General features: G+C 61.7%; 12 protein-coding genes. All 12 read right to left on the bottom strand.

Features of this window, described 5'->3' with window-relative positions; translation table 11 throughout:
* Positions 1-29 precede the first annotated feature (29 nt).
* Positions 30-329: a DUF2845 domain-containing protein gene (locus tag Q0V31_RS01225; protein WP_298183484.1), complete on the bottom strand. Its 300-nt coding sequence runs from the start codon at positions 327-329 to the stop codon at positions 30-32.
* A gap of 9 nt (positions 330-338) precedes the next feature.
* Entirely contained in the window at positions 339-635 is a 297-nt protein-coding gene (locus Q0V31_RS01220) for a DUF2845 domain-containing protein (RefSeq protein ID WP_298183482.1), read from the bottom strand.
* Positions 636-646: 11 nt separating this feature from the next.
* On the bottom strand, positions 647-3,628 hold the full coding sequence (locus Q0V31_RS01215; protein WP_298183480.1) for a DUF748 domain-containing protein: 2,982 nt from the start codon (positions 3,626-3,628) through the stop codon (positions 647-649).
* 101 nt (positions 3,629-3,729) lie between these two features.
* The gene (locus Q0V31_RS01210; RefSeq protein ID WP_298183471.1) at positions 3,730-4,746 is read right to left on the bottom strand and encodes a class I SAM-dependent methyltransferase; all 1,017 of its coding nucleotides are present in this window, start codon (positions 4,744-4,746) and stop codon (positions 3,730-3,732) included.
* A gap of 102 nt (positions 4,747-4,848) precedes the next feature.
* Positions 4,849-6,030, bottom strand: coding sequence for an acetyl-CoA C-acetyltransferase (locus Q0V31_RS01205; RefSeq protein ID WP_298183465.1), 1,182 nt, complete (start codon positions 6,028-6,030; stop codon positions 4,849-4,851).
* A gap of 96 nt (positions 6,031-6,126) precedes the next feature.
* Positions 6,127-7,005: an oxygenase MpaB family protein gene (locus Q0V31_RS01200; RefSeq protein WP_298183456.1), complete on the bottom strand. Its 879-nt coding sequence runs from the start codon at positions 7,003-7,005 to the stop codon at positions 6,127-6,129.
* Between the two features lie 66 nt (positions 7,006-7,071).
* Positions 7,072-9,009, bottom strand: a complete 1,938-nt coding sequence (gene acs / locus Q0V31_RS01195; protein WP_298183436.1) for an acetate--CoA ligase — start codon at positions 9,007-9,009, stop codon at positions 7,072-7,074.
* 110 nt (positions 9,010-9,119) lie between these two features.
* Positions 9,120-10,784: a glucose-6-phosphate isomerase gene (gene pgi / locus Q0V31_RS01190; protein ID WP_298183428.1), complete on the bottom strand. Its 1,665-nt coding sequence runs from the start codon at positions 10,782-10,784 to the stop codon at positions 9,120-9,122.
* A 105-nt stretch (positions 10,785-10,889) separates the two neighbouring features.
* Entirely contained in the window at positions 10,890-11,750 is an 861-nt protein-coding gene (gene panC, locus Q0V31_RS01185) for a pantoate--beta-alanine ligase (RefSeq protein ID WP_298183419.1), read from the bottom strand.
* Positions 11,747-12,547 (bottom strand): 3-methyl-2-oxobutanoate hydroxymethyltransferase, encoded by an 801-nt coding sequence (panB, locus tag Q0V31_RS01180; RefSeq protein WP_298183393.1) that lies wholly within the window; start codon positions 12,545-12,547, stop codon positions 11,747-11,749. The genes panC and panB overlap by 4 nt, the downstream gene beginning before the upstream one ends.
* A gap of 215 nt (positions 12,548-12,762) precedes the next feature.
* A complete protein-coding gene (gene folK, locus Q0V31_RS01175) occupies positions 12,763-13,281 on the bottom strand; it encodes a 2-amino-4-hydroxy-6-hydroxymethyldihydropteridine diphosphokinase (protein ID WP_298183380.1) in 519 nt (172 codons plus the stop codon).
* A complete protein-coding gene (locus Q0V31_RS01170) occupies positions 13,281-14,687 on the bottom strand; it encodes a polynucleotide adenylyltransferase PcnB (protein ID WP_298183368.1) in 1,407 nt (468 codons plus the stop codon). Before Q0V31_RS01170 ends, folK begins: the two co-directional genes overlap by 1 nt.
* Between the last annotated feature and the right edge of the window lie 117 nt (positions 14,688-14,804).

The raw sequence follows: 14,804 nt of genomic DNA, 5'->3' as shown, positions 1-14,804 counted from the left end.
GCTTTTTAGTCTGTGCTGGGCCGGGGCACTTACTGGCCGCGTTTGCTGTCGATCTTGATCAGACGGTTACCTTCGAAGCGCAGAAAATGGTACATGCCGTTGCGCGGCCCATAGGCCCATTCTTCTACGGCGACTTCATGGTAAAAGCCGTATTCATCGAGCACCTCGCGGTAGCCGATAAACTCACGGCTGATGGGGTTACCGCACTTGCTGCTGACGATGCGGGTCGAGTCATTCAAGCTGATCAGTGCGCTCCCGCAGCGCAAGGTCGAAGAAGCCTGCGCGGCAATCGGCAGAGCAAGCAGCAGGCTGCAGAGCAGCTTTTTCATCGTGACGTCCTAGCGGTTGCGCCGCCGTTCGATGGCACGCAAGCGGCTGCCTTCGAAAGTCAGAATGCTCAGCATGCCGTTGCTAGGACCGTATACCCACTCTTCGATCTGGTATTCACGCCGCTCGTTGGCGCTGAGGGCATAGCCGACAACGTCGCGGAAAGCCGGTTTGCCGCATTTTTGCAGCACTTCAAAGCGCCGGTCATCCAGGCTCACCAGTTGGCTGCCGCAGCGCAGGCTCTCAGCCAGGGCCACCGGCGCTGCGCCGATCAGGGCGAGTAACAGCGTTGTAGTCAGTGTGCGCATATGCAACGACCTTACTCGCTGCCGAGGTGCAGCGTGCTTGCTACGCGACCATCGGCTATCGCTTGAGTAGTACTGACATCCAGTAGATAAATCCGTTCGGCGCTCAGGCCGCCACGCTCAACCAAGTAGTTCTTTATTTCTGCTGCTCGCGCCTGGGCCAGTTGTCGCTGCAGTTGTTGGCTCTGCGCCCAGGATTGCAGCACGCTTTCGCGCATTTTCGTGCTGCGTTCTGCGTCGGGCAGTTTGCTCCACTCTGCCGGCGGTTGCTGCTTCAGGCGAACACGGTAGATGCCTTCGAGCAGTACGGCTTTGTCGTCTTCATCCACCACCAGTTCGCCAGCGTCGGCAGGTACGTCATCGCCACGCCGCTGCAGTATTTTGTACCAGGTACTTTGGTATTGGCGCTCCAGGCGCGCGGCCGCCAGTGGTGGGCCATCACTGCTCTGGGCGCTCATGCCTTCGATCTCCAGGCGCAGAGTGGGGCGCTCCTTCAAGGCGCTGGCTAGGGTGTTCAGGGCGCTTTGTGCCTGGCCGTCGAGCTGGTCATCTCCGGCGCTGAACTGCACGGTGCTGAGGTCGACCTTGCTGCCGCCGCTGACCAGGCCACCAATAAATTTAAACGGAGCCTGCGCCGCGCGCGCTACCAGGCTGCGCAGGGTCTTCCAGACGATTGGCATCACGCTGAATTCAGGGTTGTTGAGGTTGCCCTGTACCGGTAGCTGGATCTCGATATTGCCTTGGCTGTCTTTGAGTAAGGCCACGGCCAGGCGGATGGGCAGGTCCATGGCGTCCTTGCTGTCGACTTTTTCGCCCAGTTGCAGGTCTTCGAGCAGCAGCTTGTTCTCCGCATTGAGCTGGCCTTTCTCGATCTGGTAATGCAGGTCGAGATTGAGGCGACCCTTGCGGATGCGAAAACCGGCGAACTTGCCGGAGTAGGGCGTCAGGGTAGTCAGTTCGACATTCTTGAAGCTGGTGGCGATATCCAGGCTGTTCAGCGGGTCGAACGGGGTGAGCTGCCCCTTGATACTCACCGGGGCGTATTTATCGACCTTGCCGGTGATGTCCACGCGGGCCGTTTTCGGGCTTTGGTTATCCAGCGTGCCGATCTGGCCGTTGAGCTGGCCAATGGCGGTGGCAAAATTAGGGCGCAGGCTGAAGTCGGCGAAATTGGCCGAGCCGTTCTTGATGCTGATGCCGCCGATGCGGATGGGCAGCGGCTTTTTAGCAGGCGCCTGGCGTGGCTCGGTGCTGGCCGGTTGAGGCACCAGTAGATCGTTAATATTGGTGGTCAGGTCTTCGTTGATGATAAAGCGCACATAGGGTTGCTGCAGTTTGACCTGGTCGATCACTAAACCCTGGCCATGCTGGTAGTCGAGGCCTTCGACCAGTACCTGCTGCCACTTGAGGAAGTCGCGATTTTTCAGGGTGTCGAGAGTGTGCAGCTGATTGATCTCGGCTTGTCCGCCGATCTTCAAAGCCAGCGGCTCGACACTCTGCAGGTCAACGGCGAGATCGCTGGCCAACTTGCCGCTGCGCAGCTCCAAGTGGACGAAGGGGCTCAGGTAGGTTTGCGCTAAGCGCAGATCAATATCGCGGGTTACCACCTGTAGCTTGGCCGTGGTCGGTGTCAGTTGTACCTGGCCGTCCGCCTTGATCAGACCGGTTTTGTTCACCCCAGTATCGAGCTTGAGGGTGAAAGGGGCAGTGCCCAGGCTGTCAAAGTCATTCAGGTCGAGGTTGAGCGGCGCGAGATCGATTTTAACTACAGGGGCGGCCGCGCGATCAGCCAGGTGTACCTGGTAATCACGCAATTGCACGTCACGCAGAATCACCTGCCAAGGTTTGCTTGGCGCTTTCGCTTGCCCGGCACTGGCGACTTTTAATTCGGCTGATTGCTGTGCGGTGGTCGCGGCAGTAGTGGTTTCTACTGGCGCGGGTGGTGTTGCTGCAGGGGCTGCTGCGCTTGCCGTTTGAGCGGGTTTGGCGGGTTGGCTGGCCAGTAGCTTTTGCCAGTCGAGTTGGCCGTCGGCCTCGCGTGCGGCCCAGGTTTCCAGCTTCTGGCTGCGAATTTTACCGACGCTGATCTGTTGCTTGGCCAGGTCGACACGGGTGTCACTGATATCCAGGTTGGCCAGGCGCAGAAGGGGTTTGTTCGCCGGGCTCTTGATGGCAAAGCTGCTGAGCTTAAGCCGGGTGTTGCTTAGCAGCAGCTCGGTACCGTTATTCAGGTTCAGGCTGTAATCGCTGCTGAGGTCAACGCTGCCGTCTTCGAGAACCAGTGGCACGGCATCGCGTACGTAGGGCCAGAAAGCGCTCAGCTTGCCGTCAGTGACCTTCAGGCTGCCGCTGGAGCTGATGGGGGCCAGGCTGATAGTGCCGGTCCAGTCGATGCGACCGCCCTTTGGCCCGGTGGCGAACAAGCTCAAGTCAGCCTTGTCATCCGGCAAAGTGCTGAGGTTGAGCAGCTCAACATTAAGGTCGTCGTAGATGAATTCGATCGGTTCGCTGGGGCGCAGATCCTGAAAGTGCAGGTTGCCGCCGCTCAACTTGATGCGCGTGATACGCAGCGCAAACGGCTCGCTAGGCGATTCTTCGCTTTTCGCTTGTGGGCTGCTCGGCAGTTTGAACAGCTGGGTCAGGTTAAGGCGACCGTCCTTGCCGAAGAGTATTTCGCTGTGCGGCTTGTCCAGTTCGATATCGGCCAGATGCAGCACGCGGGTCCACAGACTGTCGATTTGCAGGTTGGCATACAGGCGCTCGAAGGCAATTTGCTGTTGTTCGGCTTCGCCAATCTGCAGGCCCCAAAGGCTGAGCTCCAGGCTGAACGGGTTGAATTGCACGCGTTGCAACGAGGCGGGTACTTCGGCGTATTGGGTCAGCTGCTGGTTGGCGATGCGCACACCTATACCGGGCAGAATGAGGAACCCCAGCAGGCTGTAGAGGGCAACCGCGATAGCAATGGCGCTGGCAGCGCGCTTTATTCCTTTAAGCATAAAAACGTCATCTATCCCGACGAAGAAGTGCCTTGGAGTATGGCACGCGTGCACAGTTCCGCGGAGGCGCTACGGCGACTTTCTCCGTGTGTGCGAGTGGCTCAGAACTGCAGAATCAGGGTCTTCAGCGGCGGTTGGCCATCCTGTGAAGGGAAGTCGCTGGCCGGCGGGAGCACCTGCCAGTCACGTACCGGGCGGCCGAGTTTTTCCGCACAGCGCAGCACTTGCTCGCGCCAATCGCTCAGGGCAACTTTTGCCAGGTTGTTGCAGCAGATCAGTACGCCATCATCAGCCGTGGCAAGGATCGCCGGCTTGAGCAGGCTCTGGTAGTCGCGCAGCAGATCGACGGTGCCAAAAGCGCTTTTGGCCCAGGCCGGAGGGTCGAGCAGCACCAGATCGAACTGGCGCTGTGCTAAACGCGGATAGGCTGGCAGTTTGTGGCCACGGCGCGCATTGATTGGCAGCCCAGCGAGTTGGCGAATGGCCGGGAAGTAGTCCGACTGCACAAACTGCATGGGTACAAGCGTGGGGTTGAGCGCGCCATTCTCGCGACCGACGGCCAGGTTGCCCTCGGCAAAGTCCAGGTTGAGCACCTCTTGCGCGCCACCGGCGGCGGCAGCCAAACCCACGCCACAGGTGTAGGCGAACAGGTTAAGCACTGACTTGCCGCTGCTGTGCGCTTTAACCCAGCCGCGGGCGTTGCGCAGGTCGAGAAATAGCAGCGGGTCTTGGCCGGCATGACGGCCGCGCACGCGGTAATTAAGCGCCCATTCATGACCAATCAGGTCTTCCAGGGCTGCGGGATCGGCCTGGTAGACCGGATCGCTGCGGTCGATGCGCGAATTGCCCTGGGAGCGGTCGTTGTAGACCAGCAGCAGCTCTTCGCCGAGGCTGGCCTGGCATTGCTCGGCCAGTTGCAGCAGTTCGTCGCGGCTGAGGCTTTGGTGAAAGCTTTGTACCAACAACTGTGGGCCGTAACGGTCGACGGTCAGGCCACCGGCACCTTCCTGGCTGCCGTGAAACAGGCGATAGCAGTCGGTGCCTTGCTGATGCAGCTCGGCCAGTAATACTTCGCGGTTTTGCAGAGCGGCGCGCAGCGCCTGATCGAGAGCGGGCATGCGCGACGACTCGGGATAAAGAGGGCGCGCAGTTTACCAAGAAAAACGCCGGCCCCCGTTAATCCGGGTGCCGGCGTTAGGTATTGCGCGCAGCGGGTGCGATTAGGCCCGTTCGATGGCCAGCGCCACGCCCTGACCACCACCGATGCACAGGGTCGCCAGGCCTTTTTTCGCATCACGCTTGATCATCTCGTGCAGCAAGGTGACCAGAATCCGGCAGCCGGAGCCGCCAATCGGGTGGCCGAGGGCGATCGCGCCGCCGTTGACGTTGACCTTGCCGGCATCCCAGCCCAGCTCTTTGCCTACCGCCAGGGCTTGGGCAGCGAAGGCTTCGTTGGCTTCGATCAGGTCGAGGTCGGCGAGCGTCCAGCCGGCCTTGTCCAGGCAGCGATTGGTGGCGCTGACCGGGCCGATGCCCATGATCGCCGGGTCGACGCCGGCGTTGGCGTAGCTGGCAATTTTCGCCAGAACCGGCAGGCCGAGCGTCTGGGCTTTGGCGGCGCTCATCAGCAGTACCGCAGAGGCACCGTCGTTGAGGCTGGAGGCGTTGCCGGCGGTGACGCTGCCGTCTTTCTTGAACGCCGGCTTGAGTTTGCCCAGCGACTCGGCGGTGGTGCCGGCGCGTGGCTGCTCGTCGGTGGCGAAGGCCACGGGATCGCCCTTGCGCTGAGGAATCAGGATCGGGGTGATTTCATCGGCAAAACGCCCGGACTCGATGGCCGCGACGGCTTTCTGCTGCGAGGCCGCGGCGAAGGCGTCTTGCTCCTCGCGGCTGATGCTGTATTTGTCGACCAGGTTCTCGGCGGTGATACCCATGTGGTAGTCGTTAAAGGCGTCCCACAGGCCGTCGGTGATCATGGTGTCGACCAGCTTGGCGTGGCCCATGCGCAGACCGGTGCGTGCGCCAGGCATGACATAAGGCGAGAGGCTCATGTTCTCCATGCCGCCAGCGATCAGCACCTCGGCATCGCCACAGCGAATCGCTTGGGCGGCCAGGTGCAAGGCTTTGAGGCCCGAGCCGCAGACCTTGTTCAGGGTCATCGCCGGCACCGCGTGAGGCAGGCCGGCGAGAATCGCGGCTTGGCGTGCGGGGTTTTGCCCGCTGCCGGCAGTCAGTACTTGGCCGAGGATCACTTCGTCGACCTGCGCGCCGTCCAGGCCGGTTTGCGCAAGCAGCTGGCGGATCACGGCGGCGCCCAGCTCGGGTGCCGGGATATTCGCCAGTGAGCCTTGGAAGCTGCCGGTGGCGGTGCGGGTAGCGGCAACGATGACGACGTCTTGCATAACGCGATCCTCATTTGGGAGTGGGCGCGGCAGGCCGCGAAAGGTTGCTATGGTGGCACAGCGGCTTTGTTTACGGCCAGCGTTCGAACTGCCCGGTCAGCCTCGGGGCGGCAGTTGCAGGCGCTTGCGGGCGCGATGGACTGCGCCGCTGCGGACTGCCCAGCGCAGCACGGGGGCCAGGCTGTGCACGCCGGCATGGATCAGCCGGCTGTGCGGCGCACTGAACTGTTGGCCCAGCATCGCCTGCGCCCAGCCTGGCAGCAGGTCGATGCCGGCCTGCATCAGCAGCTTGGCCACCGGTGCGGCGAGCGCGCTGGGAGCGGGCGCGTTGAGCAAAATGCGCAGAATTTCCAGGGAGCGTTTATCGCAGCGCAACTCGGGGCGGACTGCCGTTAGATAGGCCGCGACCTCGGCGCGTGAGCGCGGCACCTGTGTCGCGCCCAGGCGTTCGGCGATCAGGGCGATTTCGGCGTAGTAGCGGTCCTGATCCGCCTCGCTCAGTTGCGGGTTGCGGTAACGCAGGTGCGCCTGCAGAAAGCTGTGCACCTCGGCCACATGCACCCAGGTCAACAGTGCTGGGTCACTGGCAGCGTAGGGGCGGCCATCCGGGGCGGTGCCGTTGACCTTGAGGTGAATGGTTTTGACCTTGTCGATCAGCCATTCGGCGTCGGCGGTTGCGCCAAAGGTGGTGCCAGAGATGAATTGGCCGGTACGGCGCAGGCGGCCGAGCAGGTCATCACGAAAATTCGAGTGGTCCCATACGCCGGCTAGCGCCAGCGGATGCAAGGCTTGCAGGAGCAGGGCGCTGATACCGCCAATGAGCATGCTGGTGAAGTCGCCATGCACCTGCCAGCTCACCGAGTCAGGGCCGAACAGGCCGGTATCGCCCTGGGGACTTGCGAAGTCGATCTGACCAAGGGCGATGCCGCTCAGACTGAGAACTTGGGCTTCGATACGGCGGCGGAGCAATTCCATGGGTGACTGCATGCTTGGCGGAGAAAGCTGGAGGAGCCGGTAGGCGGGCTCCTCCATCGGTTGGCGTTACTGGTTCAGGCGTTGCTCGATCAAGCCGTCGACCACGCTGGGGTCGGCCAGGGTCGAGGTGTCGCCCATGTTCTCCAGCTCGTTGCAGGCAATCTTGCGCAGGATACGCCGCATGATTTTGCCCGAGCGGGTTTTTGGCAGGCCCGGCGCCCACTGAATCAGCTCGGGTTTGGCGAAACTGCCGATTTCCTTACCGACCAGTGCGAGCAGTTCCTTCTTCAGCTCGTCGCTGACCTCTATGCCGTTCATCGGCGTGACGAAGGCGTAGATGCCCTGGCCTTTGAGGTCGTGTGGGTAGCCGACCACTGCGGCTTCGGCGACGGCATCGTGCAGCACCAGCGCGCTCTCCACCTCGGCGGTGCCGATGCGGTGGCCGGAGACGTTGATTACGTCGTCCACGCGACCGGTGATCCAGTAGTAACCATCCTCGTCGCGGCGCGCGCCGTCGCCACTGAAGTAATAGCCGGGGAAGGGCTTGAAGTAGGTGTCGATCATCCGTTGGTGGTCGCCGTAGATGCTGCGAATCTGGCTGGGCCAGCTTTCCTTGATCGCCAGTATGCCGCTGCCTGCGCCGTTGATCTCTTTGCCCTGCTCATCGAGCAGCACCGGCTGCACGCCGAAGAACGGGCGGGTGGCCGAGCCTGGCTTGAGGTCGGTTGCGCCCGGCAGCGGGGTGATCAGAATCGCCCCGGTTTCGGTTTGCCACCAGGTGTCGACGATCGGGCAGCGGCGTTCGCCAACGACGTTGAAGTACCACTCCCAGGCTTCCGGGTTGATCGGCTCGCCGACGCTGCCGAGTAGGCGCAGGCTGCTGCGCGAGGTGGCCTTGACCGGCCCTTCGCCTTCGCGCATCAGTGCACGCAGGGCAGTGGGGGCGGTGTAGAAGATATTCACTTGATGCTTGTCGATGACCTGCCAGAAGCGTGAAGCGTCCGGGTAGTTGGGCACGCCTTCGAAGATCAAGCTGGTCGCGCCGTTGGCCAGCGGGCCGTAGACGATATAGCTGTGCCCGGTGACCCAGCCGACATCGGCGGTGCACCAGTAGACATCCCCTTCGTGGTAGTCGAAGACGTACTTGTGGGTCATCGCGGCCATCAGCAGATAGCCGCCGGTGCTGTGCAGCACGCCTTTGGGTTTACCGGTGGAGCCGGAGGTGTAGAGGATAAACAGCGGGTCTTCGGCGTCCATCGGCTCGGGCGGGCAGTCGTTGGCGGCTTCGCTCATGGCTTCGTGGTACCAAATGTCGCGACCTTCGACCCAGTCGATCTTGCCTTGGGTGCGCTCGACCACCAGCACCGTGGCAACGTTCGGACAGCTCTGTAGCGCCTTATCGACGTTGCTCTTGAGGGCCACGCATTTGCCACCCCGCACGCCTTCATCGGCGGTGATCACCGTGCGGCAGTCGGCATCCAGAATACGGTCACGCAGCGCATCTGGGGAGAAACCGCCGAACACCACCGAATGCACCGCACCGATGCGCGTACAGGCGAGCATGGCGTAGCTGGCCTCGGGGATCATCGGCATGTAGATGCACACCCGGTCGCCCTTTTTCACCCCACGGCTTTTCAGCACATTGGCCAGGCGGCTGACGTTTTGATGCAGCTGTTTGTAGGTGATGTGCGCGGATTCACTGGGGTTGTCGCCTTCCCAGATCAGTGCCACCTGGTCAGCGCGGGTGGCCAGGTGGCGATCAATGCAGTTGTAGCTGACGTTCAGTTGGCCGCCCTTGAACCAGGCGCCATTGCCGCTGAGCAGGTCGCCCTGTTGCACGCTGTCCCATGGCTTTGACCAGTCGAGAAACTGCTTGGCTTGTGCGGCCCAGAAAACATCAGGCTGCTCAACCGACTGCTGGTAGAGGCGCAGGTAGTCGTCGTTGTCCAGATGGGCGTGCTGGCGTACAGCGTCGGTAACCGGGTGGCGAGTAATGTCGAACATGGCGGGTCCTTTGTTGTTGTGTTCCGCAATGTTCTTAGGGTGGACCAAGCGGGTGCTCGGTTCAAGTGCTGGCCCTGTGCATCCATGCCGGGCCTTGCGTGCGTTTTGGTTTAGCCGCGATGGCGCTCGCGGAAGTGCTGAATCAGACCTTGGGTCGAGGCATCGCTGGCGGGGGTGTCGAGTTGCCCGGTCAAACGTTGATAAACGCCCTGGCCCAACTCTTTACCCAGCTCAACGCCCCACTGGTCGAAGGCGTTGATGCCCCAGATGGCGCTTTGCACAAATACCTTGTGCTCATACAGGGCGACCAGCGCGCCAAGGCTGAAGGGGTCTATCCGGTTGAGGACGAGAATATTGCTCGGACGGTTGCCTGGAATCATCTTGTGCGGGGCCAAGCGTTGTACTTCGGTTTCGTCCAGACCCTTGGCACGCAGCTCGTGTTCGGCCTCGGCGCGGGTCTTGCCGTGCATCAGCGCCTGGCTTTGTGACAGGCAGTTGGCAAACAACCATTGGTGGTGGTCGGCCAGCGGGCTGAAGCTGTTGACCGGGACGATAAAGTCCGCTGGGATCAGTTCGCTGCCCTGGTGCAGTAGCTGGTGGTAGGCGTGCTGGCCGTTGCAGCCGACGCCGCCCCAGATCACCGGACCTGTGCTGAAGTCCACCGGGCTACCGTCCTGGCGAACCGACTTGCCGTTGGATTCCATGTCCAGTTGCTGCAAGTGCTTGGTGAAGTTCCGCAGGTAATGGTCGTACGGCAGAATCGCCTGGCTTTTCGCGCCCCAAAAGTTGCCGTACCAGATGCCCAGCAGCGCCATCAGCACCGGCATGTTCTCGGCTAGTGGCGCTTGGGTAAAGTGCTGGTCCATGGCGTAAGCCCCGGCCAGCAGCTCCTTGAAATTGGAGACGCCGATGGCCAGCGCGATGGGTAAGCCAATGGCCGACCACAACGAGTAACGGCCGCCAACCCAGTCCCACATGGGGAAGATGTTTTCCGCCTTGATGCCGAAGTCGACGGCGGCGGCGGTGTTGCTGGTTACTGCAATGAAATGCTTATGCAGCTCGGCCTCTGGGCCGCCCAGGGCGAGGTACCAGTCGCGTGCCGCAAGGGCGTTCTTCAGGGTTTCTAGGGTGCTGAAGGATTTTGACGAGACGATAAACAGGGTGGTCTCGGGGTCTAGCTGAGCGGTGAGTTCACGGAACTCGCTGCCGTCGATATTGGCCAGGTAATGGCAGCGTACACCGCGCTGGGTAAAGGGCCGCAAAGCTTCAGAAACCAACTCTGGGCCGAGGAAGGAGCCGCCGATACCGATGTTCACCACCTCGGTGATCGGTTTGTCGCTGTAACCGCGCCACAGGCCGCTGTGGATACGGCTGACCAGCTCTGTCATCTGGTTGAGTGCGCGGTGTACCTGGGGAATCAGGTCCACCCCGTTGAGCTTCAGGCTGCGACCGATTGGGCTGCGCAGGGCGGTGTGCAGCGCTGCGCGGCCTTCGGAGGCATTAACCTGATCACCGTTAAACAGGGCCTGAATGGATTCCCCCAACTGGCTTTGTTCGGCCAGTTGTACCAGCAGCCCTAGGGTCTTTTCGTCGATCAGGTTCTTTGAGTAATCCAGCATCAAGCCGCTACTGCTCAGGGAGAAGCGTTTAAAACGTTGCGGATCGCTGGCAAAGGCCTCGCGCATGCTGAAGTCGTTCATCTGCCCGCGCTGCTCGCGTAGCGCCTGCCAGGCGGGCAGGGCGGTGACGGCATGCGGCTGCTGGTAATAGGCCATGGGTGCGTGTTCCTTGTTTTGGGTGCTACGAATCTTGCAAAAAAGCCCGGTGTAAGCCGGGCCTTGAGTGTAACTGGCGGGTGCCGGGAGCAGGCATCCGGCTAATCAGGCGGGCGTATCGAGGTCGAACGCGAGGTTATCGATCAGCCGAGTGTTGCCGATGGATGCGGCCAACAGAATTACCAGCTGACGATCATCCGTCGTGGCCGGGCGCAGGCTGTTCGATTCGCGCACTTCTAAGTAATCCGGGCGCAAGCCGGCGGCGCGGTGTTGCGCCTGCGTTGCCTCGATGAGCTTGGCGTAGTCGCGTTCGCCGGCGCGAATGGCCGTGGCCATCTCCTGCAGGCTGCGGTACAGCAGCGGCGCGATTGCGCGTTGTTCGGCGCTCAGATAGCCGTTGCGCGAAGACAGTGCCAGGCCATCTTCGGCGCGCACGGTTGGCTCGCCGATGATTTGGATCGGCATGTTTAGATCACGCACCAAGGTGCGGATCACCGCCAGTTGCTGGAAGTCCTTCTGGCCGAAAATCGCCAGGTCCGGCTGCACCATGTTGAACAGCTTGCTCACCACGGTGGCGACGCCTTCGAAGTGCCCCGGACGACTGGCTCCGCAAAGGCCTTCGGAGACCCCTGCCACGCTGACGCGGGTTTGGCCGTCAGTGCCGTGTGGGTACATCTCTGCGACATCCGGAGTGAACAGCAGGTGACAACCTGCTTCGACCAGCTTTTCCTGATCGGCCAGCAGGGTGCGCGGGTATTTATCGAGGTCTTCGCCGGGGCCAAACTGCAGCGGGTTGACGAAGATGCTGGCAACCACGAAATCGGCGCGTTGTACGGCTTTTTCAACCAGGGCGGCGTGGCCGGCGTGGAGGTTACCCATGGTTGGCACGAGGGCGATTTGTTTGCCTTCGGCGCGGGCTTGGGCGACAGCGGCGCGTAATTCGCGCACGCTTTTAACTGTGTTCATGCAGAAAATCCGTGCTCGGCTGCTGGGAAGCTTTGGTCTTTGACCGCTTTGACGTAGGCGCTAATGGCGTTCTGAATGCTGCTCTGGCCGGCCATAAAATTCTTCACGAACTTGGGCATGCGCCCGCTCAGTGATAGCCCGAGCATGTCGTGCATGACCAGTACCTGGCCATCAGTGGCGCTGCCGGCACCAATACCAATTACCGGGATCTTCACTGCCTGGCTGATCTCTGCCGCCAGCTCACTGGGTACGCATTCCAGCAGCAACATGGCTGCGCCAGCCTGCTCCAGCGCCATGGCGTCGGCACGCATCTGTCGCGCCGATGCTTCCTGACGGCCTTGAACCTTGTAACCACCGAGGATATTCACCGCTTGCGGCGTCAGGCCGAGGTGAGCGCACGCTGGGACACCGCGCTCGGCCAGTTGGCGAATCGGCTCGGCCAGCCAGGCTGCACCTTCGAGCTTGACCATATGCGCACCGGCTTGCATCAGCGCTGCGCAATTGCTCATGGTTTGCTCAAGGGTGGCGTAGGCCATAAAAGGCAGGTCGGCGAGGATCAGCGCGCCTTGGTTGCCTCGTTTGACGCTGGCGGTGTGATAGGCCATGTCGGCCACGCTGACGGGCAGTGTGCTGTCATGGCCTTGCAAGACCATGCCGAGGGAGTCACCCACCAGCAACACATCGACACCGGCCTGGCTGGCCGTCTGGGCGAAGGTGGCGTCATAGCAGGTCAGCATGGCGATTTTCTCGCCGCTCTGCTTGAGGCTTTGCAGGGTGGTCAGGGTTACATCAGGCATGAAAACTGTCCTCGCTCAGGCGTTCAGTCAGCAGTTGTGCTGCTTCAAGTGGCCTGCATTGGCCGCAAATTGCACCGGTGCCGGGCAACGGGACGCCTATAGTCCTGATGGGTGGACTCGAAGTCAATTGCAGGTGTTACCGGCTTGTTACTGGCGTTACTGCAAGTTGCCCTGCTCGGTGTCAGGGCAGCGGCGCGGTGGCAATATGATGCGGTCTAGCCGACGTTGGGTTGTTCTAGGGTTGGCGGTGTCTCGTCTAGCCGCTCCAGGCCGACAAAAGGGCAGGCCGTGAGTAGCTCGTTCAAGGTGCGACCATCCGGCAGCTGCAGTGCGGGGGCGATCTCGGCCAGCGGATAGAGGACAAAGGCGCGGGCATGCATGTGGTAGTGCGGCACGGTGAGGCGTGGCTCATCCAGTTGGCGTTCACCGAACAGCAAGATATCCAGGTCGAGGGTGCGTGGCCCCCAGCGCTCAGCTTTGCGCGTGCGGCCTTGCTCGCGCTCGATGGTTTGCAGCGCATCGAGCAAAGCCAGCGGGCTGAGGGCGGTGTCCAGCGCGGCCACCGCGTTGACGTAGCGCGGCTGATCCGCCGGGCCCAGCGGGTCGCTGGCGTAGAACGATGATTGCCTAACTAGATGGGTTTGCGGCAGCGCGGCCAGAGCGGCCAGCGCGCTGCGCAGTTGCGCGTGCGGGGTCGCTAGGTTACTGCCCAGGCCGATATACACGCGTTCCATCATTCACCCGCGGCGGAGTTGCTGCCGTCACCTGCGGGGCCGCGCTTGCGCTTGCTGTTGCTGCGCTTGCGTTTACGGGGTGCGCCGGAGGCATCGTCTTTGCTGCTGAGGTCGCGGATCATGTTGCGCCGCTCGCTATCACTGACGTCCTGATAACGCGTCCACCAGTCGCCGAGGCCACCGGTTTGTTCACCGGCGCTTTCACGCAGCAGAAGGAAGTCATAGCCGGCCCGGAAGCGTGGGTTTTCCAGCAGGGTGTCGGCGCGTTTGCCGCTGCGCCGTGGCAGGCGCTCCTGCATGTCCCAGATTTCGCGAATGGGCATGGTGAAGCGCTTGGGCACGGCGATTCGCAGGCATTGCTCGCTGATCAGTTCGTGAGCTGCTTCCTGCATCGCCGGGATTGGCGGCATGCCGCGATCCTGCAGTTTGATCACACGGGCTGGTAGGGCTGGCCAGAGCAGCGCGGCGAGGAGGAACGCCGGGGTGACTGTTTTGCCCTGATGGATGCGCAGGTCAGTGCTGTCGAGGGCGTTGCGGATCAACTGGTCGGTGTAGTCCGGGTTGCTTTTCAGTGCGTCAGCGCTGGCCGGGAACAGTTGGCCGAACAGGCCGTAGTCGACCAGCAGTTCGTAGGTGTACAGCGCATAACCGGCGAGAAACAGCTTCAGCACTTCATCGAACAGGCGCGCAGGGGGAATACCACCGAGCAGTGGAGCCAGTTTATAGATAGGCGCGGCGCTGTGTTTTTCAATGTCGAAATCCAGCTTGGCGGCGAAGCGCACTGCCCGCAGCATGCGCACCGGGTCTTCCTGGTAGCGCTGAGTCGGGTCGCCAATCAGACGGATCAAGTGGTTGCGGATGTCGTGTACGCCATTGGCGTAATCGAGAATGCGTTCAGTGACGGGGTCGTAGTACAGCGCATTGATGGTGAAGTCGCGACGCTGGGCGTCGTCTTCCAGGCTGCCGTACACGTTGTCGCGCAGAATCCGCCCACTCTCGTTGCGCGAAGACAGGTTGCTGTTCTCTTCCTCATCGCCTTCGGGGTGGTTGGCACGGAAGGTCGCCGTCTCGATGATCTCGCGGCCGAAATGCACATGCACCAGCTTGAAGCGGCGGCCGATTACCCGGGCGTTGCGGAATTCGGCACGCACCTGCTCCGGGGTGGCACTGGTGGCTACGTCGAAATCCTTGGGTTCGATATCCAGCAGCAGATCGCGAACGCAACCGCCGACCAAATACGCTTGGTAGCCGGCCTGCTGCAGGCGCTCAACCACGCTGATGGCGTAACGGCTGATTTCGCCGCGTTCGATCGGGTGTTGGCTGCTACTCAGCACTTCGGGCGTGCTATGCGAGTGTTTGCCACGGAGGGTGGGGGTGCGAAAGGACTTGAACAGCTTTTTCAGCATGGGAGGCACTGTTTGACGAAATGACTGGCCAGAGTATATGCCGGCCGCAGGAATGGCGCGGATTTTAGCATTGAGTTGGGGTTTGGTGCAGGAAACGGCAGGAGACTGTTGCAGGCG

The sequence above is a fragment of the uncultured Pseudomonas sp. genome (assembly GCF_943846705.1).
Taxonomy (GTDB): domain Bacteria; phylum Pseudomonadota; class Gammaproteobacteria; order Pseudomonadales; family Pseudomonadaceae; genus Aquipseudomonas.
This window is presented reverse-complemented; position numbering and strand designations above follow the sequence as displayed.